Source organism: Catenuloplanes nepalensis (genome assembly GCF_030811575.1).
Classification (GTDB): domain Bacteria; phylum Actinomycetota; class Actinomycetes; order Mycobacteriales; family Micromonosporaceae; genus Catenuloplanes; species Catenuloplanes nepalensis.
In genome coordinates this window covers 8,589,315-8,613,023 of the sequence record NZ_JAUSRA010000001.1, presented here as the reverse complement: position 1 = coordinate 8,613,023, position 23,709 = coordinate 8,589,315, and the positions used below count along the sequence as shown (strand labels likewise).

Sequence of the window (23,709 nt, the reverse complement as noted above, 5' to 3'; positions counted from 1 at the left end):
CTACGAACGACCTGCGGAGTCTAGCGGCAGGCGGCAACCCTCTCAGCCCTTCCGAGCTGCGGTGATCTCAGCCGACGTACCACTTCTGGTGCGGGCCGCCGTTGCACTGCCAGATCTGGATCAGCGCGCCGTTGGCGGTGTCGCCGTCCACCACGTCCACGCATCGGTCGACCCGCACGTTGACCAGGTCACCGACCGAGTTGAGCGTGAAGATCTGCTCCCAGCCGCCGTCGCAGGCGGCCGTGCGCAGCCGACTGCCGTCGCTCTCACCGGTCACCTCCAGGCAGCGGCCGAGCGTGCGCAGCCGGCCGTCCGCCGCCAGCTCGAACGTCTGGCCGGGCGTGCCGTTGCAGTCCCACATCTGGAGCGCGCGGCCGGTGGACGCGTCACCGTCCGGCACGTCGAGGCACTTGCCGGTGCCGACGTTGACGATCGCGCGCCCGGTGAAGATCGGCGGCGGCCCGGCCGCCGAGGTCGTCGCGGCCGGAGTAGGTGATGGCGGCTCCACCGTCTCCGGCTCGGGCACACCCGCCCCTGCCCCGTTCGGTGACGGTGACGGTGACGGTGACGCGGTGGGCGAGGCCGTGCCGGTCGGCGTCGGGGTGGCGTCGGCGGGCCGTTCCCAGACCGGTGCGCTGACCGCCGGGGCGTCGGCGCGGCCCTCGTCGCCGGTGTCGCCCTCGGCCAGCGACGGGCCGATCAGCAGGCAGCCGATCAGCACCACCAGCAGCGGGATCAGGATCATGATCGCCCACCGGCCCCGGTCGGCGTGCGGGCCGGTCAGCCGGTCGAGCAGGCCACGGGCGACCGCCGGTGCGACGGCCGGCGGCTCCTCGAAGCGGGACCGGGCGGTCCGGCCGGCGCCGCCCGCGGGGGACGCCGAGGCCGACTCCAGGCCACGGAAACCGAAACTGCCCTCGACGCCGGGGATGGCCGAGGGCGGCGCCGCCGTCGCCGGCGCGGACGTGCTGGCCTCCGCACCGCGGTAGCCGAACCGGGCGTCCACCGTGGCCGGAGTGGCGGCACCGGTCGCCTCGACGCGCTCGTCGCGGCGCTGCTGCGGGATGGCCGGCACCTCCGCCGGAGCGGTCAGCTCCTCCCCCGACGCCGCCGCGGCGGTGAGCAGCGCCTCCGCCTCGATCGCGTCGATCCGCCGGGCCGGGTCCTTGCGCAGCAGCCCTTCCAGCACCGGGAAGAGCGCACCGGCACGCTGCGGCGGCGCGGGCAGCTCGGTGGCGAGCGCGGCCAGCGTGGCGATGGAGGAGGACCGCGCGTACGGCGAGCGACCCTCGACGGCGGCGTAGAGCGTGGCGCCGAGCGACCACAGGTCGGACGCGGGCCCGGCCGGCTCGCCGATCGCCCGCTCCGGCGCGAGGTAGGCCGGGGAGCCGAGCACGATGCCGGTGCGGGTCATGCCCGGGTCGTCCTCCACCGTGGCCAGGCCGAAGTCGGTGAGCATGATCCGGCCGTCCGTGCCGAGCAGCACGTTCGCCGGTTTGACGTCGCGGTGCAGCACGCCGACGCGGTGTGCGGCGCGGAGCGCGGCGAGCACCGCGAGGCCGATCCGGGCGGCGCGGGCCGGCGACATCGGTCCCTCGGCGCGCAGCACGCTGTGCAGCGGCTGGGACGGGATGAACTCCATGACGATCCACGGGTCGCCGCCGTCGATCAGGACGTCGAAGATCCGGACCGCGTTGGAGTGGTTGAGCTGTGCGATCGCGCGGGCCTCGCGCAGCGAGCGCTCGCGGAGCTGGGCCGTCTCCTCCTCGCTGAGGCCGGGCGGCGGCACGAGCTCCTTGACGGCGACGTCGCGCCGGAGCATCTCGTCACGGGCGAGCCAGACCCGCCCCATGGCGCCCTGCCCGAGCGCGCGAACGAGGGTGTAACGACCGGCGAGCGACCGTTCCGAGGTTTCGGGCACCACAGAACCGTACCGGTTTGAATATTGCGGGATCATATCGGCGTGGTCGGCAATCGGCCACAGTCGGGAAAGTCACAATGGACGACGGTGTGACTACCTGCAGGCGACAAACATCCGTTGACCTGCAAGGGGTTGAGCCTCCTCCCACGCTACTTACAGGTAATAAACTTCGCTATTTACATGCCTCATCGAACGATTTCACCGAACGTGGCGGAATTGCGAGCGAGAGCGCGTTCTGAGCCGCGTTTTGTGACTCTTAGTGAAATTTTAGGGTACGAGGCTTGATCTCCCCGGCCGCCCGCAGCCGTAGGAACCGGTGCCGCAACGACGCAGGGCGAACGGACGGAGAAGATCATGAACTGGCGCCAGCTCCTCATCGGCCGCAACCGGAAGATCGTCATCGGAGTGACCGCGGTCGCGCTCGCCGGTGGGGCCTTCGCGGTCGGCACCGGCATCAGCGGCGCGGCCGAGGGGCCGTGCGCGGGCATCGAGGCGGCCCGCCAGCGGAACCTCGACTTCATCGCGGAGCAGCGGGCCGACCCGGACGCGCTCTCCGACGCCCGGATCAAGAACCGGCAGGACGTCATCGCGGTGATCGACCAGCAGCTCGCGGCGGCCGGCTGCGCCCCGGCCCAGGGCGGCGACGGCGGCGACGGCGGTGACGACGTGATCGCGGAGCCGCCGGTCGCGGACGCGCCCCCGGCGGAGGAGCCCGACCGGGCCGAGGAGCCCGACCGGGCCGAGGAGCCCGACCGGGCCGAGCAACCCGCGGACGGCCAGGGCGGCGAGGCCGGTGACGTGGTCTGCGACGGCTCGACGGTTACGCTCTCCGGAGAGGGCGGCGCACCCGCCGCGTCGAGCGACGAGTTCCCGGCCGGCACTCGGCTGCGGGTGACGAACCTGGACAACGACAAGAGCATCACGGTCGAGGTGACCGGCGTCTCCGGCAGTTGCATCCTGCTGAACGACGCGGCCTTCGAGCAGGTCCGCGAGCCCGGCAAGTTCCTGATCCGGCGAGCGGTCATCGAACTGGTCGGCTGATCTGCTCGTAGCTGACTGCGTTCACCCCGATCAGGGGTGGGTGGTCGGGGTGACGGCTGGGCACCGGACCTTGAGAGCCGCAACGATGGGGTTTGGTGTGCCAGAAGAGCCGGTAGAGCAGCAGGCAGAAGAGCAAGAGGCGACGAAACGCCCGGTCGCCGGGACGGTGATCACCGTGCTGGCCGGCCTGCTGGTCCTGGTGGCGTTGCTGCTGCCGAACCAGCCGACCGGCCTCACCGCCGCCGCGTTCCTCCGCGTCCCGGTCGAGGCGCTGGTCGTCACGGTGCTCCTGCTGCTCCTGCCGGGCCGCGCGCGGATCGCCGGTGCCATCGTCGCGGGGGTGGTTCTCGGCCTTCTGGCCCTGGTCAAGCTGGCCGACATGGGCTTCTTCACGGTCTACGCCCGCCAGTTCGACCTGGTGCTCGACTGGAGCCTGGCGGACGACGGCATCACGTTCCTCACCGGCTCGATCGGCCGGGCCGGTGCGATCGCCGCGGTGGTCCTCGCGGTCGCGCTGCTCCTGGCCGTACCCGTGCTGATGTCCCTGTCGGTGATCCGGCTCGGCCGGGTCTTCGCGCGGCACCGCACCGGCACCACCCGCGGCCTCGCGCTGCTGACCACCGCGTGGCTGGTCCTCGCGCTGGCCGGCAGCCCGATCGCGGACCGGGGCGCGACCGCGTTCCTCACCCAGCGCGCGAAGCTGGTCGACGCCGCGCTGCACGACCAGGAGACGTTCGCGAACGCGGCCGCGGTGGACGCGTTCCGGGACGTGCCGCCGAGCCGGCTGCTGACCGGCCTGCGTGGCAAGGACGTGCTGCTCACGTTCGTGGAGAGCTACGGCCGTAGCGCGGTCGAGGACGAGTCGATGTCCGCGCAGGTCGACGCGGTGCTCGCGGACGGCACACGGCGGCTGACCGCGTCCGGGTTCGCGGCCCGCAGCGGCTGGCTGACCTCGTCGACGTTCGGCGGTTACAGCTGGCTCGCACACTCCACGTTCCAGTCCGGGCTGCGCGTGGACAACCAGCAGCGGTACCGCACGATCGTCGCCAGCGACCGGCTCACGCTCACCGAGTCGTTCCGCCGGGCCGGCTGGTCCACGGTCTGCGTCGCGCCCGCGAACACGTACGCCTGGCCGGAGGGCGACTGGTACGGCTTCGACCGGGTCTACGACTCGCGCAACCTGGGGTACGCCGGGCCCAAGTTCGGCTGGACCACCATGCCCGACCAGTACACGCTGACCGCGTTCGAGCGGCTGGAGCACGGTCGCGCGGATCGCGGGCCGATGATGGCGGAGCTCGACCTGCTCTCCAGCCACTTCCCGTGGGACTCGATCCCCGAGATGATCGACTGGAACGCGGTCGGTGACGGCTCCGCGTTCGCCGGCATGCCGGAGCGGATCGACGTGCCCGCGGAGCCCCGGGACGCCTACCGCACCTCCATCGAGTACTCGCTGACCGCGCTCTTCACCTACCTGGAGCGGCACGGCACGGACGACACCGTGGTGATCTACCTCGGCGACCACCAGCCGGCCACCACGGTCACCGGGCCGGACGCCAGCCACGACGTCCCGGTCACGATCGTCGCGAAGGACCCGGCCGTGCTCGACCGGATCGCCTCCTGGCAGTGGACCTCCGGCCTCAAGCCCGCACCCGACGCCCCGGTCTGGCCGATGGAGTCGTTCCGCGATCACTTTCTGACCGCGTACAGCCAGAGCGGTTCCTAAGATCAAGATCTTGATCTTCCCGCTTCCGGCGGAGGCACTTTCCGAGAGCTCCCGCGGGCACCGGTCGTCGCTGGCGCTCCTCCCTGCCGGTCAGCGCCGCGCACGGGCCAAACCCCGCCGCGCACGGCCAAACCTGCCGGTCAGCGACGCGCAAGGTCCGAAACAGACAACCGGTGAGCATTTAGACACGGAACCGCAACATTGAATCGCTAGATCCAGATACATGAGATTTTAAGCTGTCCATCCAGCTCATCTGGAGGACATCAATGAGAAGGCAAGTCTGTGTGGTCGCGGCCGGCACCCTGGTCGCGGCGCTGATGGCGGCTCCGGCCCAGGCCGCTCCGAGCGCGCTCACCCCGGACGTGGAACCCACGGCCGTGCTGGGCGAGGACAACCTGCCGCACCCGCTCGCGGACGAGCGCGAGGCCGAGCGGACCGAGGCGCTGGACCGGCTGATAGCGGGCACCACGACCACGGAGAAGCGCAACGGCTCGGAGGTCATCCGGCTGGGTGGCAACCGGTTCGTGGAATACAGGAAGAAGGAGACCAAGACCGACCCGGTCCTGACCTTCCTGGTCGAGTTCGGCGACCAGGTCTATCCGCGGGCCGGTGGCACGCCGGGACCGCTGCACAACTCGATCCCGGAGCCGGACCGGGTGTGGGACGGCGGCGCCACCGACGACAACACCACGATCTGGGAGCCGGACTTCAGCCCGGAGCACTACGAGAAGCTGCTGTTCGCCAAGAACCGGGAGTCGATGGCGAACTTCTACGCCAAGCAGTCCGGTGGGCGCTACACGGTCGGCGGCGACGTCTCCGACTGGGTCAAGGTGCCGTACAACGAGGCGCGCTACGGCAGCAACTCCGTCCCGCAGAACGACGGCTACTGGAACTTCATCAAGGACAGTGCCACCTCCTGGTACGCCGCACAGCTCGCCGCCGGGCAGACCCCGGAGCAGGTCGCGGCGCATCTGAAGACGTTCGACGTCTGGGACCGGGACGACTTCGACGACGACGGCGACTTCAACGAGCCGGACGGCTACGTCGACCACTTCCAGGCCGTGCACGCCGGTGCGGGTGAGGAGGCCGGCGGCGGCGCCGAGGGCACGGACGCGATCTGGGCGCACCGCTGGTTCGCGTTCTCCAGCCTGCGCGGCACCGCGGGCCCGGCCGGCAACCTGGCCGGCGGCGTGCAGATCGGCGACACGGGCATCTGGATCGGCGACTACACGACCGAGCCGGAGAACGGCGGGCTCGGCGTCTTCGTCCACGAGTACGGCCACGATCTGGGCCTGCCCGACCTCTACGACACGGCCGGCGGCGAGAACGGCACCGGCTTCTGGTCCGTGATGTCCTCCGGCTCCTGGCTGGGCCGTGGCAACCCGACGATCGGCTCGACGCCCGGCTACATGGGCGCGTGGGAGAAGATCTGGCTCGGCTGGTCCGACTTCGTCACGGTGAATCCGGGCCGGTCGAAGTACGTGACGCTGGGCAGCGCGGCGTACGGTGACGGGCTCCTGCCGGAGGCCGTGGTGATCCCCCTGGCGAACGGCGGCTACTACGCCGCGGAGTACCGCACCTACACCGGGTACGACGAGACGCTGCGGCTCGGGCCGTACAACTGGGGCTGGGCGAACTCGCGGCCGGACTGGGCCGAGCGCTTCCCGTACCAGGACGGCCTGCTGATCTGGTACGTCAACCCGGCCGTGGGGAACAACAACACCAGCGTGCACCCCGGCACCGGCCTGACGCTCCCGGTCGACGCGCGCCCCGCGCCGATCACGTTCGCCGACGGCGTGCTGCTCGGCAACCGGCGCCAGCCGTTCGACGCCACGTTCGGCCTGCAGGCGACGGATCCGGTGACGTTCCACCGCAACGGCGCGCCGGTCTCGGTGCCGCGGCAGCCGGCGATCCCGGTCTTCGACGACTCGGATCCGCTGCGCTACTGGAGTGCCGCGAACCCGCAGAGCTCGGTCAAGGTGGCCGGCGCGGGCGTCAAGATCGAGGTCAAGACGCAGCTCGGCGGGCTGATCCCGCTGATGACGCTGAAGGTGACCCCGCCGGCCGCGTGACGGATCGGTGATGGGCCCGGCCCTCCGCCGGGCCCGTCACCTGTCTAGACGATCCCGCCGTTGGCCCGGATCACCTGGCCGTTGATCCAGCGGCCGGGTCCGGCCAGGAACGCGACCACCTCGGCCGCGTCCTCCGGCGTACCGAGGCGCTCCAACGGCGGCTGCTTGGCCATCCGGTCGATCGTGGCCTGGTCCTTGCCCTCGAAGAAGAACGAGGTCGCGGTCGGGCCGGGCGCCACCACGTTGACCGTGACGTCGCGGCCGCGCATCTCCCGCGCGATCACCATGGTCATCGCCTCGACCGCGCCCTTACTGGCCGCGTACGCCGCGTAGCCGGGCAGGCCCAGGCCGATCACCGAGGTCGAGAAGTTGATGATCGCGCCGCCGTCCCGGACCCGGCGGGCGGCCTGCTGGGAGACCACGAACGCGCCCCGGATGTTGACCCGGTGCACCCGGTCCAGCGTGTCCAGGTCGTACTCCGCGATCGGCGCGAGCACCATGATCCCGGCCGCGTTGACCACCACGTCCACGCCGCCGAACGCCGCCTCGGCCGCGTCGAAGACGGCCGCGACGTCCGTCTCCTCGGCCACGTCCGCGCGGGCCGCGATGGCCCGGCCGCCGCCCGAGACGATCTCCTCGACGACCGCCTCCGCCTCCGTCTTCTTGCCGACGTAGACGACCGTGACCGCGTATCCGTCCGCGGCCAGGCGCAGCGCGGCCTGCCGCCCGATGCCCCGGGATCCACCGGTCACGATCGCCACTCGGGTGTTCTCAGCCATGATCTCCGTCATGCGATCAACGCTAACACACAATTGGTATCAACGCTAACGTCCGAGCGATGCACTGCCGTTGACCTGCACGATCTGTGCGGTGACGGGCCGGCGCCGGGCGAGGCCAGCCAATGCACGGTCTCGGCACATCGAGCACCGCGCCTGCGCGACCGCCGCGCGCCTACCTTGACCGGCCGGTCCGCGCCCGAATCGCTCGGCGGCCCCTGCCGCGTGACGTTGCCGCCCGCGTTCGCGACCACCACGTGGCCTTGCCGTGCCGCTCGGCCACCTCGTCGCGGACCCGCAGCGCCGCATCCGCATCGGTGAGGTCGGCCGTGATCGCGGGCACCGAGCCGGCGTCCTGCGCCTCGATCCCCTCCGCGGCGCGCGCCAGCACGTCCGCGCGCCGGCCGACGATCACCACGTCGGCGCCGTCCCGTGCGAACCGGGCGGCCGTCGCCTGCCCCGTGCCGGTCCCGCCGCCGCTGACCACCACGACGCGTCCCATGCGTTCCTCCCCAGGAATACCCATCAGCCGAAAATCATTGTCATGACCGGAAAGAAAGGGGTACGACCATGAAGGTTCGCAGCTCACTCCGATCCCTGGCCCGCAAGCCCGGCTCGCAGGTGGTCCGCCGCCGCGGCCGCGTCACGGTCGTCAACCGCGCCGACCCACGCTGGAACGGCCGCCAGGGCTGATCCCCGCTTCCCACCCCACTCAATCCTCCGGCGGGCGAAGCGGAACTCACCCGCCTCAGCACCGGCGCGCGTTCCCCAAGTCGTTCCAATGACTTGGGGAACGCCCTGATCGCGGAGGCGGGAAGATCATGAAGTTGACCGTGATCTGCCCCTTCGGCCGGGCCGGATCAGAAGTGTTCGCGCAGCGCGGTGAAGGACGGGAGCTCGAGGACGCCGGTGTCGGCCGGGTCGAGTGCGGCGTGCTCCAGTTCCCAGGTGTGCGGGTGCGGGATGAAGACCGCGTTCCAGCCGGCCCGGCGCGCCGGGATGATGTCCGACTTCGGGGAGTTGCCGATCATCCAGGTGGTCGCCGGGTCGAGCGCCATCGACTCGGTCAGCGCGAGGTATGTCGGGAGGTCCTTCTCGCGCACCACGTGCACGCTGCCGAAGTGCGCGGCCAGCCCGGAGGCGGCCAGCTTGCGGCGCTGCTCGGTGTCGTCGCCCTTGGTCAGCAGCGCGAGCTCGTGGCGGGTGCCGAGGTCGGCGAGCGTATCCGCGACCTCCGGCATCAGCTCGACCTCGTCGAAGACCAGCGCGGCGGCCAGCTCCTCGATCTCGCGGCGCTCGGCGCCGGTGGCCGGGCGCTCGCTCAGCCGCTCGAAGACCTCGTGCAGGTTGCGCAGGAAGACCTCGCTGCCGTAACCGTAGGCCGCCGCGTTGGCCCGCTCGACGTCGTTGAGCACGGCGCGGATCGCGGCGTGCTCCAGCGTCGGGTGTGCGAGCCAGGCGAGGAAGTCGTCGACCACGCGAATGAACAGGACGTTGTTCTCCCAGAGCGTGTCGTCCGCGTCGAAGACCAGCATGCCCACCATGCGATCACGCGGCCCGGTTCGATGTCGCGCGAGTTTCCTGAGGTATTGACCACAGCCGTGTCCGTTCCTATCGTTCAAGTCGACCGACGTTGATGAAACGTTTCACGGACCCGGAGGGCACCCCGGGGAAAGGTCGGACATGAGCGGATTGAGACGCCGTACCGTGCTGGCTGTGGGAGCCGGCACGCTGGCGGCCGGCTGGGGCGCGGTCCCGGCGGCGGCGACGAGCCCGGCTTCGAAGAGCCTCACCCACCCCGAGACCGCACTGCGGCCGTATTTTCGCTGGTGGTGGCCGGACGGACTGGTCGACCCCGCGGAGATCCGGCGCGAGGTGGACCAGATCGCGGCGGCCGGTTTCGGCGGCGCCGAGATAGCGGCCGTGCACCACAGCGTGCGCGACAAGGCCGCGTTGGACACCGCCGGGCACGGCTGGGGCACCGCGGCGTGGACCCGCGGCGTCGAGGCCGCGCTCGACCAGGCCGCGCGGCGCGGGATCACCATCGACCTGACCATCGGCCCGTCCTGGCCGGCCGCGGTTCCGACGATCACGCCGGACCACCCGGCCGCGGTGCACGAGCTGGCGCACGGCGTGGCCCCGGTCGCGGCCGGCGCGGTCTTCGACGGCCCGGTCCCGGCCGCGGTCGCCGCGCCGGCCGCGGGCGTCACCCGGCAGACGCTGATCGCGGTGCAGGCCGTGCGCGTCGACCCGGCGAACGCGACGCGCAAGGAGACCGGCCTGGCCACGGACTCGGTCACCGACCTGACCGCGCTCGTGGCGGACGGCCGGCTGACCTGGACCGCGCCGGCCGACGGCGACCACCTGCTGTTCGCGTACTGGCAGCGCGGCTCCGGCCAGGAGCCGGAGTCCGGGCCGCACACCAGCCCGGACGCGTTCGTGGTGGACCACTTCAGTGCGGCCGGCACCCAGGCCGTGATCGACTTCTGGGAGGCGCGGCTGCTGACGCCGCGCGTCCGGGCGTTGCTGCGCCGCGCCGGCGGCTCGCTGTTCGAGGACTCGATCGAGCTGGAGACGGCCGCGCTCAACTGGACGCCCGCGGTGCTGACCGAGTTCCAGCGCCGCCGGGGGTACGACCTGCGCCCCTACCTGGCCGCGGTGGTGCGGGTGAAGGAGTCGACGGTCTACGCGTTCGACGCGGCGACCAGCCGGCGGGTGCGCGCCGACTACTGGCAGACGCTCTCCGACCTGTTCACCGCGCATCACTTCGCGCCGCTGACCCGCTGGGCGCATTCGCTCGGGCTGACGTTCCGGGCCCAGCCGTACGGGCTGGAGACGGACGCGATCTCGGTCGCCGCCGTGATCGACGTGCCGGAGGGCGAGTCGCTCGGGTTCAAGAACCTGGACGACTACCGCTGCCTGGCGGGCGGGCGGGACATGGGCGGGCGCGAGCTGCTCTCCTGCGAGGCCGGCGCGTATCAGGGCGGCGCCTACAACACCACGTGGAAGCGGCTGCTGCGCACTATGGGCGGCGCCTACGCGGCCGGCCTCAACCAGACCGCGTTCCACGGCTTCTCGTACGCGACCGCGCCCGGCGCGGACTGGCCCGGCTTCGCGGCGTTCACGCCGTACTCCGGCGGCATCGGCTACGCGGAGTCGTGGGGCCCGCGGCAGCCGAGCTGGCGGCACGCGCCGGACGTCGCCGCCTACCTGGGCCGGGTGCACCTGGCCGGGCGGATCGGCGTGAACCGGATCGACGCGGCCGTGTTCCGGCAGAAGGGTTACACCAAGACCGGCATCGGCGCGTCCTGGTTCACCTCGGACGGCGTCCCGTCCGGCTGGACGCACCAGATGATCAGCGCGCCGCTGCTGGCGCTGCCGAGCGCCACGGTCCGCGACGGGCGGCTGGCCCCGGACGGCCCGGCCTACCGGGTGCTGCTGGTGGAGACGGACCTCTTCTCCGGCGGGGTGGCCACGCTGGACCTGCCATCCGCCCGGCGCATCCTGGCACTGGCCCGGAAGGGTCTGCCGGTGGTGCTGCTCGGCGACTGGTCCGCCGCGACCGTGCCGGGCCGCGCGACCGGCGACGAGGACACGACGCTGCGCGCGCTGCTGGCCGAGCTGACCGCGCTGCCGCGGGTGCGGACCGTGGCGGTGCGGACCGAGGTGGGTGCCGCGCTGGCGGGCCTGGGCCTGCGGCCGGCCGTCTCCTACGCGCGGTCCTCGACGCTGCTGCACGGGCACCGGGAGGAGCGGGGGGTGGACTACTACTACCTGGTCAATGGCAAGCACGCGGAGACGGTCAAGCCGCCGGTCGCCGCGATCGACCACGACGTGACGTTGCACCGGGCGAGCCGGCGGTCGGTGCCGTACCGGATCGATCCGTGGACCGGCGAGCGGGAACCGATCGCGCACTACACCGCGGACGGCGACCGGGTGACGATCCGGGTGGCGCTGCAGCCGGGCGAGTCGTCGATCGTGGTGCTGGACGCTCCCGGGCCGCACCGGCACGTGACCGCGACGACGGCGGACCGGGTGCTGGTGCGCGGCCGGGACCTGGTCCTGCGTGCCGCGACCGCGGGTTCCTACACCGCGACGCTGGACGACGGGCGGACCGTGTCGCGGCGGATCGGGGACGTACCGGCGCCGATTCCACTGACCCGGTGGTCGCTGCGGGTGGCGGACTGGCAGCCGGGGTCGAGCGCGGCCGAGACGCTGACCGTGACGCACGCGCTGGACCTCTCCGGGCTGCGGCCGTGGACGGAGATTCCGCAGCTGGCGGACGTGTCGGGCATCGGGCGGTACGCGACCACGGTCGACGTGCCGGCGTGCGCCGGGGCCTACCTGAGCCTGGGCGAGGTCTTCGACACCGCGCGGGTGACCGTGAACGGGCACGCGGTCGCGGTGAGCCTGCTGAACCCGGTGGTGGACGTGGGCCCGCACCTGCGCCGTGGCCGGAACACGATCGAGGTGGAGGTGACCACCACGCTGAACAACCGGCTGCGGGTCGCGGATCCCGGGGTCTACGGCGTGGCGTCACGGCAGGCCTACGGGCTGACCGGGCCGGTGACGCTCATCCCGTACGGCGAGGCACGGGTCTAACGGGGGAGCCCGCGGCACCGGCCGCGGGCTCCCGCACGTCAAATGATCGACAAATGCACGTGGTTCGTATGGTCACCGGAGGGTGTGCCACCGCCCGCGTACGACTGCCAGCCGCTCGACGGCAGCCAGATCCGGGCGTACCAGATCACGTAGAGCACGCCGAGCCGGTCCGCGTTCTTGATGTAGAAGTTCGCCAGGTTGTCGCCGTAGGCCTTGTCCGCGCCGAACGCGACGCCGCCGAAGCCGCTCGCCTGGGCCGACCAGTCGCAGGCCCGGCCGCGCGGGTGCTCGCCGCCGTCCTCGGCACTGCGGTAGCAGGACACGAAGTGGTTGAAGCCCGCCGACTTCGTCTGCTTGTAGGCGTGCAATAGACGCGGCGTGATGCAGCCGCCGGTCGTCGGGTCGTCCACGGTGCAGCTCTCTGACGGGAACGACCCGTCGGCAGCCCGCTCGACGCCGACCGCGACCGCCGCGGAGCCGCTGCCGGACTCGACGTTCGCCGCGGCACCGCCGCCCGCGGACTTCAGCGCGTTCTCCGCCTGCTTCTTCCGCTTGTCCATGGTCTCGACCTGCTTCTTCTGCTCACCGATCTCCTTGTCGATGGCAGTCTTCGCACGCGAGGCCTCGTCCTTGGCCACGACCAGGTCCTGGACCTGCTTCTCCTGGTTGATCGCCATGGTCTCGAGCAGCGTGGCCCGGTCCATGAAGCCGTCACCCTCGGAGGCGTTCAGGATCGCCACCATCGGCGCGAGGCGGCCGTTGCGATAGGTCCGGCCGGCGAGCTCGCCCACCGTCGCCTCACGCGTCTTGAGGTCGGCCTCGATCGTCTTGAGCTCCTCGGTCAGCTCCTTCTGGCGCTTCTCCGAGGCCGCTAGCTTGCTCTTGGCCTCGACGAAGCCCTTGCTGGCCGCGTCGAGCTGCTCCCTGAGCTGTTCCGTGCCGCCCTCGTCGATCGCGTAGGCGGGCGTCGCGAGCGCGGCCGTGGCCACACTCGCCAGCAGCACCGAAAGCGCCGCTATTCGCCGTAGGCGCATTCATGTTCCTCTCTCGGACCGCCGGCCGGGTTAGCTGACGGGTTCGGGATGGGAACGACACCCCTACCGCTGACGCGGATTCACCCCACAAACGTGGTTCCCCGACTCGCTGCGCGATTTGGCGGTGGTCGTCACGGGCACCGGGCGCGCCCGCCGATGACGACCGGCGGCAAGACTACCCAGTCGCGCCAAGGACGACCGCTCAAGATCCAGAAACTTAAGAGTTCCCTATAGTGACGCAAAGTGCCCGCTCAATGACCGGAAAACATAGAGAAATATCGACGCGGTACGGCGAAGGGCCGCCCCGGATCACCAAGGCGGCCCTTCTTATACCAATTGTCGAACGGGTAATTACAGAGAGCTTGCGCGACGGGCCGGGGCGCGGCCCGCGGGCTGGTGCGGCTCCGATCCGACGTCCGTCCGCTTCGGGATTCCCATGGTCACCGGCTTGTCCGCCGACACCGTCACCAGCTCGCCGTGGTGGACGAGTGTGATGCTCTTCTCACCGGTGCCGTTCCGCAGCGAGTAGGTGGCCTCGTTGCTGCGCACGTCCACCCGCAGCCGCAGCCCGCGCCAGAGCAGCGCGAACTCCATCCGGGTGATCCGCTCCGGCAGCCGCGGGTTGAACGACAGCTGACCGCCGTGGTCCCGCATGCCGCCGAGACCCATCACCAGCGAGATCCACGAGCCGCCCAGCGACGCCACGTGCAGGCCCTCACGCGCGTTGTTGTGCAGGTCGTGCAGGTCCATCAGCGCGGCTTCGCCCAGATAGTCGTGGGCGAGCTCCAGGTGACCGGTCTCCGCCGCCATCACCGCCTGGGTGCAGGCGGACAGCGACGAGTCGCGGACCGTCCGGGCCTCGTAGTAGGCGAAGTTGCGCTGCTTCTCCTCGTCGCTGAACGCGTCGCCGCGCCACAGCATCGCGAGGATCAGGTCGGCCTGCTTCACCACCTGCTTGCGGTACAGGTCGAAATACGGGTAATTGAGCAGCAGCGGGTAGTTCTCCTGCGGTGTGCCCTCGAAGTCCCACTCCTGCAGCCGGGTGAAGCCCTCGGACTGCTGGTGCACGCCCAGCTCGTGGTCGTACGGCAGGTGCACGGCCGCGCCCGCGTCCCGCCAGCCGGCGATCTCCTCGTCGTCGACGCCGGCCGCCCGCGCCTTGTCCGGGTACTTCAGCGCCACGTCCGCCGCGGCGTAGAGGTTCAGCTGGGCCATCAGGTTCGTGTAGATGTTGTCGTCGACCACGGCCGTGTACTCGTCCGGGCCGGTCACTCCGTCGATGTGGAAGCGGCCGTGCCGATCGTGGTGGCCGAGCGAACGCCACAGCCGGGCCGTCTCGATCAGCAGGTCGAAGCCGTAGTCGTGCTCGAAGTCCTCGTCGCCGGTGGCCAGCACGTAGCGGCGGGCCGCGTCCGCGATGTCCGCCGCGATGTGGAACGCCGCGGTGCCGGCCGGCCAGTACGCGGAGCACTCGTGCCCGCGGATGGTCCGCCACGGGAACGCCGCACCGCGCAGGCCGAGCGTCTCGGCCCGTTCCTTGGCCAGGTCGAGCGTGGCGTGCCGCCAGCGGAGCACGTCCTTGGCCGCGTCCGGCTGGGTGTAGGTCAGCACCGGCAGCACGAACGTCTCGGAGTCCCAGAACGTGTGGCCGTCGTACCCCGGGCCGGTGAGCCCCTTGGACGCGATGGGCCGCATCTCCGCGCGGGCGCCGGCCTGGAGCACGTGGAAGAGCGCGAAGCGCACCGCCTGCTGCACCTCCGGGTCGCCCTCGACCTTGACGTCCGAGTGGTCCCAGAACGCGTCCAGGTATTCCCGCTGGGCCTCGACCAGACCGTCCCAGCCGGTCAGCCGGGCACTCGCCAGCGCGGCGCCGACCTGGTCGCGCAGCGCGGGCACGGAACGGCGGGAGGACCAGCCGTACGCCACGAACTTGATGATCCGCAGCTTCTGGCCCGGCTCGAGCATGCACGCGACCGTGGTCCGCAGCCAGTCCGGGTTGCCCTCGGTCTTGACCATGTGCCGGCCCTCGGTCTCCACCACGTGCTCCATCGCGGCGGCCATCCGGAGCTTGCTGGTCTTGGTGCTGTGGATCAGCAGCCCGCCCAGCTCCTGGGTCAGGTGCTCCTCGGCCACCAGCGGGGACTCCAGCAGCGCCGCGACCCGGGGGTCACGCTTGGTCGGCGGCAGCTGCTCGTTCGCCACCAGCTCGGACTGCAGGATCACCCGGGCCGGGCCGTTGATCGGTTCGACCTCGTAGGAGATGGCCGCGATGGCGCGCTGAGTGAACGACACCATCCGGGTCGAGCGCACCCGCACCGACCGGCCGGCCGGCGAGCACCACTCCACCTCGCGCGAAAGCGTCCCGGCCTGCATGTCCAGCACCCGCTCGTGCGACACCAGGTCGCCGTAGCGGACGTCGAACGGCTCGTCGTCGACCAGCAGCCGGATCGGCTTGCCGTTCGTCACGTTCACGATGGTCTGCCCGGACTCGGGGAAGCCGTAGCCGGCCTCCGCGTAGGGCAGCGGCCGGAGCTCGTAGAAGGAGTTCAGGTACGTGCCCGGCAGACCGTGCGGCTCGCCCTCGTCCAGGTTCGCCCGGAGGCCGATGTGGCCGTTGGAGAGCGCGAACACCGACTCCGACTGTGCCAGGACGTCCAGGTCGAGCCGCGTCTCGCGGACATGCCAGGGCTCGACCGGATAAGCCCGCTCTCGGATCACAGCGATCCCTTTCAGTGTTGATCTGAGCCCGTCGGTGAACCACCGGCGGGTTGCCGTCCCTATCGGGGCTCGCCGCCGTCCAGGAGTTCGGCGAGATCCGATACGACGATGTCGGCGCCGTGATCGCGCAGCGCGTCCGCGTGCCCGACCCGGTCCACTCCGACCACAAACCCGAAGCCACCGGCCCGACCGGCCTCAACGCCCGCCAGCGCGTCCTCGAAGACCGCCGCGTTCGCCGGGTCGACGCCCAGTTTCTTCGCGGCGGCCAGGAACGTGTCCGGCGCGGGCTTGCCGGGCAGTCCCTCGGCCCGGGCGACCACACCGTCGACCCGGACCTCCAGCAGATCCTCGATGCCGGCCGCGCGCAGCACGTCGCGGCAGTTGGCGCTCGCGGAGACGACGGCGGTCCGCATCCCCGCGTCGCGCACCGCGTGCAGGTAGGTGACCGAGCCGTCGTACACCAGCACCTTGCCCTCGGCGATGTACTTCAGCACCAGGACGTTCTTCCGGTTGCCGATGCCGTTGACGGTCTCGGCGTCGACGGCGTCGTCCGGCGTGCCCTCCGGGAGCACGATGCCCCGGGACGCCAGGAACATACGCACGCCGTCGGCACGTTGCCGGCCGTCGACGTACTTCAGATAGTCGGGGCCGGAGTCGAAGGGGACGAAGGGAATGCCCTCCGTCGCGGCGCGCCTGCTCAGGTACGCGTCGAAGGTCTCCTTCCAGGCCGCGTTGTGAACGAGCGCGGTCTGGGTGAGGACACCGTCCAGATCGAACAGGCAGGTCGTCACGTGAGGTGGAAGCCCAAGCACCCGCTCAATTTAACCGTGAAACGGAAAGTTAACCGGATTTCGGCGGTGTCAAACCCCGGGCGCGGCGCCTCGTATGGTGCTCCGATCCTGAGGTTATCCCCGGTCAGCACGCTTGCGTGGGAAAACGTTGAACCTTTGGTGTCGCCCGGACGGCACAAGAGATCGCACAAAGGGTCCGTTGCACCCCGGCCATTCGACCCAGTATGTTGATCTTCAACGCCACCCCACGTCGATCCGGTCGCCGCGCTCGTCGAAGAAGTGCAGCGCGTCCATCCGCACACCGATCGCCAGCGCGCTGCCCGCGCGGATCGCCGGGTAGGGCGCCAGCCGGACCGCCAGCTCGGCCGGGCGGCGGTGGTGCCGGCCCGGGTCGCTGAGCACGCTGGTCCGGCCGTCGCTGGTCGCGGGCTCCGCCTCGAACCGGTCGCCGAACCGGCCGGCGAACCGCTGCACCGCCTGCCCCAGCCGCTGGAACGGCGAGGACGGCCCCTCCTCCACCTCCACCGCGGCGCCGCCCAACTCGTCGACGACCACCGCGGTGGCGCCCACGTCGACGAACGCCAGCGACTCGTGGCCATGGTGCTCCAGATATCGGACGCGGCCCTGCAGCACGTCGCCGGGCGCGTCCGGCGCCACCGGGGTGAGCGCCTCCGCGCGCATGCCGATCACGATGCGCTCGCCGTGGTAGTGCGAGATCACCCGTGCCCGGATGTCGTCCCACGGCAGGTAGAGCGCCTGCTCGCCGAGGTTGAGCGCGACATATCGGTCCAGGTGCACGTAGACCGAGGCCTCGATCAGGTTCATCCGCGGGCTGCCCAGGAACGCGGCCACGTAGAGCGTGGCCGGGCGGCCGTAAACCTCGGTGGGCGTGCCGACGTCCTGCAGCACGCCCTTACGCATGATCGCCACACGGTCCGCCATGGTCAGCGCCTCGGCCTGGTCATGCGTGACGTACATGGTGCTGACACCGAGCTCGCGGACCAGACCGGAGATCTCCGCGCGCAGCTCCGCGCGGAGGCCGCTGTCGAGATTGGACAGCGGCTCGTCCATCAGGAAAAGGCCCGGGCGGCGCACGATCGCCCGCCCCATCGCGACCCGTTGCCGCTGACCGCCGGAGAGCTGGCCCGGTCGCCGGCCGAGCAGCTCGCCGATGCCGAGCGCTCCGGCCACATCCGCCACCCGCTCGGCGCGCGGTGCCGGCTCGACGCCGGACAGCCGGAGTGGGAACGAGATGTTCTCGTTCACGGTCATGTGCGGATAGAGCGCGAAGTCCTGGAAGACCATCGCTATCCGCCGATCGCGAGGCGGAATCTCGTTGGCCACCTCGCCGTCGAGCAGCACGACTCCGCTGCTCGGATCCTCCAGGCCCGCGACCATCCGCAGCACCGTGGACTTGCCGCAGCCGGACGGCCCCAGCAAGACCAGAAACTCGCCGTCCTCCACGTCGAGGTTGACCCTGTCCACCGCCACGGTCCCATCGGGGAACACCTTCGTGACGTCTTTGAGCGCGACGGTAGTCACCGCCACCTCCCCGCAACTTCTTCGGCCGGCCGGCCCCCGAGCTCTGTCCACTGTGACGGGCATCATCGCGATTAACCCATCGGGTAAACGTGCCATGTTCAAGCAGTAACTATCCCGTTACCGAAATCGCACCCGACGCGCCCGCTGGCCGCTTTGACCCTTTAACCAGCCATTTATCGGTACGAATTCGGCAGCTTGATCTTGCGATTGATCGCGGTGAACGTCCGTCGCAGGCGGGACGGCCCGGCCCGGTAGAGCCGCCGCGGCAGATGTGGCAGTCCCGCGTCCAGATAGGGCAGCGCCCGATAGCGCCGCAGCCCGCGGCGGACCACCGGCACGCCGCCGTCCCGGCTGGCCCGGATCACCTCCAGCAGCTCCGGCACCCGCCGCTGCCGCACCAGGTGCCACTGCACCCGGGTGGCGGCGGGCAGCCCGTCCAGCACCCGCGCCGGCACCCGGTCCAGGAACTCGTTGCACCGGTCCAGGAACAGCTGGCGATAGTCGTCCGAGGCCTCGGGCAGCACGCGCAGGTAGAAAGCCAGGTCGGAGCGGACGGCGGACGCGTCGTACCAGCGGCGCAGCTCCTCCCAGCCACCCTCGCCGAGAAAGCGGCTGACGCGGTCGACGCCGGTGAACCGGTCCACGAAGTTCCGCGGCTCCTCCCGGCGCTGGGTGATCGACCGGTCGCCGCCCTCCCGCCGCCGCCAGTGGTAGACCGGCACATGCACCACGTCCACGGACCGGGCCAGCACGTGCGCCGGCACCATCACCGGCGTGTCCTCGTAGAGCACGCCCTCCGGGAAGGCGAACCCGTGCCGGTCCCAGAACTCCCGGCGGAAGACCTTGTTCCAGGCGGTACGGTCGCCGAGCAGCTCCGGATCCCGGGTGACGTGCGTGCGCAGCCTGGTGTGCGTGAAGATCCGCGCGTGCATCCTCGACGGACGCAGCCCGCGCGAGTCCAGTCGCAGCGTGTTGCCGGTGGCGAAGTCGGAACCGGTGCGCGCGACCGCCGCGGCCAGCACGCCGGCCGCGGCCGGTGGGAGCACGTCGTCGCTGTCCACGAACTGCAGCAGGTCGCCACGCGCGGCCCGGACCCCGGTGTTGCGGGCCGCGCCGAGCCCCGCGTTCGCCTGACTGACCAGCCGGAACCGGGCGTCGCGCGCGGTGAACTCGGCCGCGATCCGCGCGCTGTCATCGGTGGACCCGTCGTCGACCAGCACGACGTCGAGATCGCGGTAGGTCTGCGCCGCGATCGACTCCAGGCACTCCGCGAGATAGGGCGCCACGTTGTAGACCGGCACGACGACACTGAGCACGGCTGCCATCAGCGGGCCTGCCTTTCCGGGACGAGACGGTGCTCAGCATCCCGTGCCGGCCGGGGCGGCCCCGGCATCCGCACGTCGCGCGTCCGGGTGGTCACCACTCGCCCCGCCAGCATGCACAGCGTGTAGGCGGCGAGCACCGGAAACGCCGGGCCGCCGCCGGCCGCCACCACGATCGACCGGCCGTCCCAGCCCGGCTCCCAGCGCCGCCGATATCCCGCGCCGCTCCGGGCGGCCAGGTCGTAGTGATGCATCGCCAGCGCGAAGAGCAGCGCGAACGTCAGCCACGGCGGGATCCCGCGGAGCGCGGCGGTGCCGATCACGACCGCGAACTCGAGCAGGCGCAGGCCGGCCGGGACGAGCCAGTCCAGCGGGCCGGTGACCGTCCACAGCCGGCGCGCGCACCAGCCGTCGTCGCGCAGGGTCACCGCGTCCACGGTCTCCAGCACGCTCACCCGCATCGTCCGCGACCGCAGCCCGCGCAGCGCCAACGTGTAGATCATCGCGAGGCCGCCCCAGGCCAGCACGGCCAGCAGCGCGGTCCGGCCGCCGGCGCACGCGGCCAGCACGCCGATCAGCGCCCACCGCTCGCCGATCGGGAAGACCACGATCCGTTTCAGCCAGTAGAGCGGCGAGCGGCCGTCCGCGATCACCCGGTCGGAGAGCCGCCCGAGCGCGCCGCCGACCCCACCCGCATCCGGCACGCCGCCAGGCCGCCCGGCACCCGGCGGGTCGCCTGCTTCGCCGGTGCCCGGCACGCCGCCAGGCCGCCCGGCACCCGGCGGATCGCCTGCTTCGCCGGTGCCCGGGCGGGCGGCCGCGGCGTCGTGCAGCGCGCCGTACCAGTGGTCGGTCGCGTGCCGCACGGTCTGGAGCGCCATCGCCGTGACCGCGAGCCACCAGGCCTCACCGTGCCCGAGCCGCGCGGCACCGGCCGCGAGCCCGGCGTAGACCGCGTACTCCTTGGCCCGGTCGGCCATGGTGTCCAGCCAGCCGCCGAGCGGCGTGAACCGCCGGGTGAACCGCGCCAGCTGCCCGTCCACGCAGTCCAGCACGAAGCCCAGGTAGAGCAGCACCGCGCCGGCGATCATGGCGGGCCGGCCGGCCTGTGCGAAACCGAGCGCGGCCATCGTCGCGCAGAGCACGGAGAGCGCAGTCACGGCCGACGGCGTCAGCCCGAGCCGGGCGCACGCCCGGGTGACCAGCGGCGACCAGGTGCTGACGAAGACCGTGGTGAAGAAGTCGTCGCGCTCCTTCACCGCGAGCCGCAGCCGCGCCCGCTCCTCGTCGACCGCGGCGATCTCCGTCTCGGCCTCGGCCAGCGTGGCGCGGTCCCGGCAGCGCCGGGCTTTCAAGAGCCGCAGCGGGTACGCGGTGAGCCGCACCCCGCCCGCCAGCAGCCCGGCGAGCAACGCGTCCGGATCGGTCTCCCGGCCCGCATGCTCCACAGCCACCGCCGCACGCACGCGATCGTGGCCGGCCAGCCGCAGCGCACCGAGAAACACCGCACCGCCGCCCGGAGTCGCGGCGCCCGCCGCATCGCCACCCCCCGCACCACTGCCCGCCGCCGCACCACTGCCCGCCGCACCACTGCCCGCCGCAGCGCTGCGGTCCGCCGCAGCGCTGCGGTCCGCGTGGTTATCCGCAGGCGCGCCGCCAGGAGTCGCGGCGCCGCCAGGAGTCGCGGCGGTGATCAGGCCGCGTGTCGTGGCGAGCCGAAGGCCGGGCGCCTCGGGGGTGGCCGGGGCGGTCAGGGCGATGGTCCGGGTGCCGGGCTCGGTGGCCAGGTGCCAGAGCACGGCGTCGTGCGCGATCAGGCCGGCCGTCACCAGCAGCACCGGGCCGGTGCCGTCGCGCAGCAGCCTGGCCAGGTCGCCGGGCGTGTCCGGTTCCGCGACCGAGGTGGCCCCGGCCCGGCGTAGTTGGTCTCTCAGCCGGTCGCGCCGGTCGGTCCCGGCCGCGTCCCCGGCCAGCAGCACTGCGAGCGTCACGCCTCGATAAACCCGAAATCGGCCGCTTAGTGGCGACTCCCTACGGGAATCACAGAGAAGATCCCCTTCAAGACGGAGGGCGGAGCTGGCAACCGTTTCCTACCGTTGAGTCATCGGCACACCACACAGTGCCACGAACTGAGGAGTTGACGCACCATGGCCTCGTCGCCTCGCCGCCTGTCCCGGCCGCGCGACAACCGTTGGATCGCCGGGGTCTGCTCCGGCCTGGGCCGCCGTTTCGGGCTCGGTGCCGGGATGGTCCGGCTTCTCTTCGTGCTGTCCTGCCTGTTGCCCGGCCCGCAGGTGCTGCTCTACATCGTCCTGTGGATCCTGCTGCCGAACGAGGAGCGGCACTCCACCGCCTACTGACACCCATCACCACACGGAAGGCCGCCGGGGTTCCCGGCGGCCTTCCGCGCTCAGGGCGCGGTGTAGGTGACCGTCACCTGCTCGTAGCCGAGCGACTTGAGCAGCCCCTGCAGCATCTTCGTGGTGTTCTCCTGGGCGCGCTGGGGCAGCTCGCTCTCCCGGGCGGCCGCCTCGATGCGCTCCTCGGAGAGCACGTAGATCGCCTGCTGCTTGTTCGGATCCTGGCCGAACATGTCGCCGATCCGGTTGAGCAGGCCCTTCTCCTCGGAGAAGACGTAACTCTTCTCCTGGTCGAGGTTGGCCTCGCCGAGCTGCGGGGCCGGCAGCGTGATGGTGGCGCTCTTGCCGTCCTCCGAGATCACGATCGCGTCGTCGGAGATGGTGCTGAAGTCGACGTAGGACTCCACCGAGCCGGCCGCGACGAACAGCGTGCGCTCGTTGAGCAGGAAGTCGGGCACGTTCTCCCGGTTGCGCTCGGTGTCCACCACGACCTGGAAGTTGCCCTCGGCAGCAACATACCGACTCAGGTCCTTGATCGACTCCAGCAGCGGAGGCTGACTGCGGTCGGTCTGCTGCTCCGCGAACGGGTTGGTCAGCCGGTCCAGCAGACCGGTCGTCGTGCGCACCACGACCAGGCCGGCCAGCAGCGCCACGAGCAGGATCGCCACCAGCCAGAACAGGCCGCGGCGACTGCGCGCGGGCTCCGGCTCCGGCGTCTCGGCGCCGACCCGGGCCGGCATCTCCGTGGTCGGCTGGTCAATTCCCTTGTTGCCGCCCATCGCGGCTCACCCGCCTCTTTCACCCGCTGTTGCTACCTACCCCAAACGGTACGGGCGGGGTACGACAGTCGCGAATCGAGCGAGAAGCGTACCCTTATGGTCGGTTTTGTGTCTTCTGGTGTTAACCGTCCCGAAGGATCACGATTTTGCACAGCTTCACGACCGGGCAGGTCCGCGCCACCCTGAAAGACCGCGACGCCTGGTGGACCGTGCTGCTGGTCGACCCGCTCGCGACGCCGGCCGTGCGGCGGGTGGCGCGCTACCGCTGGGTCACGCCGAACCGGATCACGTTCGCCGCGTTCCTCCTCGGCCTCGCCGCCGCGGCCGCGTTCTGGCAGGCCACCTGGGGCGCGCTGGCGGTCGGCGCGCTGCTGTTCCACCTGAGCTTCGTGCTCGACTGCATGGACGGCAAGGTCGCCCGGCTGCGCGGCAACGGCTCCGCGTTCGGCGCCTGGCTCGACTTCATCGGCGACCGGATCAAGGACCTGACCTGCACGGCCGGCCTCTTCGGCGGCCAGTGGGCGACGACCGGCGACGACCGCTGGCTGGCCCTCGGCGCGCTGGTGCTGTTCATCAACATGTTCCGCTACCTGAACGGCGCGCAGATGACCAAGGTGCGCGCGGACATGCGGGAGAGGATGGCGGCGGCGCGGCGCGCGGCCGGCCTGGAGCAGGACGGCGAACTGCGCTGGGTCGAGGAGACCATGGACGTCATCCCGGCCGGCGAGGCCGCGGACGGCGCCGCGGACATCAACGGTGAGTTCCGGGCGCGGTACGGCCGGTTCATCGGGCTGCGGAACGCGCTGCGCCGCTATCGCATCCGGCCGCACCTGGTCAGCGGCATCGAGTTCCAGATGTTCGTCTTCATCGTCGGCCCGCTGACGAACCGGGTCGCGATCGTCACGCTGGTCACCGGCGCGCTGCTGCTGATCTTCGAGGCCGGTCTCATCTACAAGCTGTGGCTGTCAACCCGGTCGTTCGAGCGGCAGATGGCGACGCTGCGGGAGTCCGTCACCGTGGGGTGACGG

At 71.3% G+C, this 23,709-nt stretch carries 18 protein-coding genes and 1 riboswitch; of the genes, 7 read left to right on the top strand and 11 right to left on the bottom strand.

Annotation, left to right across the window (positions count from 1 at the left end; translation table 11 throughout):
• Window positions 1-67 precede the first annotated feature (67 nt).
• On the bottom strand, window positions 68-1,921 hold the full coding sequence (locus tag J2S43_RS37395) for a serine/threonine protein kinase (protein WP_306837303.1): 1,854 nt from the start codon (window positions 1,919-1,921) through the stop codon (window positions 68-70).
• 354 nt (window positions 1,922-2,275) lie between these two features.
• Between J2S43_RS37395 and J2S43_RS37390 the strand changes: the two genes are divergently transcribed.
• The 3 genes from J2S43_RS37390 (at window position 2,276) to J2S43_RS37380 (ending at window position 6,757) form a co-directional block, all read left to right on the top strand.
• Entirely contained in the window at window positions 2,276-2,962 is a 687-nt protein-coding gene (locus J2S43_RS37390) for an SCO2207 family protein (protein WP_306837301.1), read from the top strand.
• A 97-nt stretch (window positions 2,963-3,059) separates the two neighbouring features.
• Window positions 3,060-4,685: a sulfatase-like hydrolase/transferase gene (locus tag J2S43_RS37385; RefSeq protein ID WP_306837299.1), complete on the top strand. Its 1,626-nt coding sequence runs from the start codon at window positions 3,060-3,062 to the stop codon at window positions 4,683-4,685.
• Window positions 4,686-4,951: 266 nt separating this feature from the next.
• A complete protein-coding gene (locus J2S43_RS37380) occupies window positions 4,952-6,757 on the top strand; it encodes an immune inhibitor A domain-containing protein (protein WP_306837296.1) in 1,806 nt (601 codons plus the stop codon).
• A 44-nt stretch (window positions 6,758-6,801) separates the two neighbouring features.
• Here J2S43_RS37380 and J2S43_RS37375 read toward each other — a convergent pair whose 3' ends face one another.
• Together J2S43_RS37375 and J2S43_RS37370 are read right to left on the bottom strand one after the other, a co-directional pair.
• Window positions 6,802-7,548 (bottom strand): SDR family oxidoreductase, encoded by a 747-nt coding sequence (locus tag J2S43_RS37375; protein WP_306837294.1) that lies wholly within the window; start codon window positions 7,546-7,548, stop codon window positions 6,802-6,804.
• A 160-nt stretch (window positions 7,549-7,708) separates the two neighbouring features.
• Window positions 7,709-8,035 (bottom strand): SDR family NAD(P)-dependent oxidoreductase, encoded by a 327-nt coding sequence (locus J2S43_RS37370; RefSeq protein ID WP_306837292.1) that lies wholly within the window; start codon window positions 8,033-8,035, stop codon window positions 7,709-7,711.
• Between the two features lie 68 nt (window positions 8,036-8,103).
• On the opposite strand from J2S43_RS37370, the gene J2S43_RS37365 reads away from it, so the two are divergent.
• A complete protein-coding gene (locus J2S43_RS37365) occupies window positions 8,104-8,226 on the top strand; it encodes a 50S ribosomal protein L36 (RefSeq protein WP_306837291.1) in 123 nt (40 codons plus the stop codon).
• A gap of 167 nt (window positions 8,227-8,393) precedes the next feature.
• Here the strand turns inward: J2S43_RS37365 and J2S43_RS37360 are convergent, their stop codons facing one another.
• Entirely contained in the window at window positions 8,394-9,068 is a 675-nt protein-coding gene (locus tag J2S43_RS37360) for an HAD family hydrolase (protein ID WP_306837289.1), read from the bottom strand.
• 148 nt (window positions 9,069-9,216) lie between these two features.
• Between J2S43_RS37360 and J2S43_RS37355 the strand changes: the two genes are divergently transcribed.
• Window positions 9,217-12,135: a glycosyl hydrolase gene (locus J2S43_RS37355; protein ID WP_306837288.1), complete on the top strand. Its 2,919-nt coding sequence runs from the start codon at window positions 9,217-9,219 to the stop codon at window positions 12,133-12,135.
• Between the two features lie 38 nt (window positions 12,136-12,173).
• Here J2S43_RS37355 and J2S43_RS37350 read toward each other — a convergent pair whose 3' ends face one another.
• The 6 genes from J2S43_RS37350 to J2S43_RS37325 all read right to left on the bottom strand — a co-directional run bounded on the left by J2S43_RS37350 (window position 12,174) and on the right by J2S43_RS37325 (window position 21,533).
• Window positions 12,174-13,169, bottom strand: a complete 996-nt coding sequence (locus J2S43_RS37350) for a coiled-coil domain-containing protein (RefSeq protein WP_306837286.1) — start codon at window positions 13,167-13,169, stop codon at window positions 12,174-12,176.
• A 3-nt stretch (window positions 13,170-13,172) separates the two neighbouring features.
• A riboswitch (cyclic di-AMP (ydaO/yuaA leader) is annotated at window positions 13,173-13,303 on the bottom strand.
• A gap of 217 nt (window positions 13,304-13,520) precedes the next feature.
• A complete protein-coding gene (locus tag J2S43_RS37345) occupies window positions 13,521-15,887 on the bottom strand; it encodes a glycoside hydrolase family 65 protein (RefSeq protein WP_306837283.1) in 2,367 nt (788 codons plus the stop codon).
• Window positions 15,888-15,946: 59 nt separating this feature from the next.
• Window positions 15,947-16,699 (bottom strand): HAD family hydrolase, encoded by a 753-nt coding sequence (locus tag J2S43_RS37340; RefSeq protein WP_306837281.1) that lies wholly within the window; start codon window positions 16,697-16,699, stop codon window positions 15,947-15,949.
• Between the two features lie 213 nt (window positions 16,700-16,912).
• Complete coding sequence (locus J2S43_RS37335; RefSeq protein ID WP_306837278.1) at window positions 16,913-18,220, bottom strand: ABC transporter ATP-binding protein; 1,308 nt, start codon at window positions 18,218-18,220, stop codon at window positions 16,913-16,915.
• A gap of 173 nt (window positions 18,221-18,393) precedes the next feature.
• Window positions 18,394-19,545 (bottom strand): glycosyltransferase family 2 protein, encoded by a 1,152-nt coding sequence (locus J2S43_RS37330; RefSeq protein ID WP_306837277.1) that lies wholly within the window; start codon window positions 19,543-19,545, stop codon window positions 18,394-18,396.
• Entirely contained in the window at window positions 19,545-21,533 is a 1,989-nt protein-coding gene (locus J2S43_RS37325; RefSeq protein ID WP_306837275.1) for a CDP-alcohol phosphatidyltransferase family protein, read from the bottom strand. The genes J2S43_RS37330 and J2S43_RS37325 overlap by 1 nt, the downstream gene beginning before the upstream one ends.
• A gap of 156 nt (window positions 21,534-21,689) precedes the next feature.
• On the opposite strand from J2S43_RS37325, the gene J2S43_RS37320 reads away from it, so the two are divergent.
• Window positions 21,690-21,902: a PspC domain-containing protein gene (locus tag J2S43_RS37320; RefSeq protein WP_306837273.1), complete on the top strand. Its 213-nt coding sequence runs from the start codon at window positions 21,690-21,692 to the stop codon at window positions 21,900-21,902.
• A 50-nt stretch (window positions 21,903-21,952) separates the two neighbouring features.
• Here J2S43_RS37320 and J2S43_RS37315 read toward each other — a convergent pair whose 3' ends face one another.
• Window positions 21,953-22,681: a DUF4230 domain-containing protein gene (locus J2S43_RS37315; RefSeq protein ID WP_306837272.1), complete on the bottom strand. Its 729-nt coding sequence runs from the start codon at window positions 22,679-22,681 to the stop codon at window positions 21,953-21,955.
• 146 nt (window positions 22,682-22,827) lie between these two features.
• On the opposite strand from J2S43_RS37315, the gene J2S43_RS37310 reads away from it, so the two are divergent.
• Window positions 22,828-23,706, top strand: coding sequence for a CDP-alcohol phosphatidyltransferase family protein (locus J2S43_RS37310; protein ID WP_306837270.1), 879 nt, complete (start codon window positions 22,828-22,830; stop codon window positions 23,704-23,706).
• Window positions 23,707-23,709: the final 3 nt, after the last annotated feature.

What these genes read in the sequence shown, in the direction of transcription:
- J2S43_RS37360 (WP_306837289.1), bottom strand. Translation starts at nt 9,068, where the DNA reads ATGCTGGTCTTCGACGCGGACGACACGCTCTGGGAGAACAACGTCCTG.
- J2S43_RS37375 (WP_306837294.1), bottom strand. Translation starts at nt 7,548, where the DNA reads ATGACGGAGATCATGGCTGAGAACACCCGAGTGGCGATCGTGACCGGT.
- J2S43_RS37320 (WP_306837273.1), top strand. Translation starts at nt 21,690, where the DNA reads ATGGCCTCGTCGCCTCGCCGCCTGTCCCGGCCGCGCGACAACCGTTGG.
- J2S43_RS37315 (WP_306837272.1), bottom strand. Translation starts at nt 22,681, where the DNA reads ATGGGCGGCAACAAGGGAATTGACCAGCCGACCACGGAGATGCCGGCC.
- J2S43_RS37370 (WP_306837292.1), bottom strand. Translation starts at nt 8,035, where the DNA reads ATGGGACGCGTCGTGGTGGTCAGCGGCGGCGGGACCGGCACGGGGCAG.
- J2S43_RS37390 (WP_306837301.1), top strand. Translation starts at nt 2,276, where the DNA reads ATGAACTGGCGCCAGCTCCTCATCGGCCGCAACCGGAAGATCGTCATC.
- J2S43_RS37330 (WP_306837277.1), bottom strand. Translation starts at nt 19,545, where the DNA reads ATGGCAGCCGTGCTCAGTGTCGTCGTGCCGGTCTACAACGTGGCGCCC.
- J2S43_RS37380 (WP_306837296.1), top strand. Translation starts at nt 4,952, where the DNA reads ATGAGAAGGCAAGTCTGTGTGGTCGCGGCCGGCACCCTGGTCGCGGCG.
- J2S43_RS37350 (WP_306837286.1), bottom strand. Translation starts at nt 13,169, where the DNA reads ATGCGCCTACGGCGAATAGCGGCGCTTTCGGTGCTGCTGGCGAGTGTG.
- J2S43_RS37355 (WP_306837288.1), top strand. Translation starts at nt 9,217, where the DNA reads ATGAGCGGATTGAGACGCCGTACCGTGCTGGCTGTGGGAGCCGGCACG.
- J2S43_RS37365 (WP_306837291.1), top strand. Translation starts at nt 8,104, where the DNA reads ATGAAGGTTCGCAGCTCACTCCGATCCCTGGCCCGCAAGCCCGGCTCG.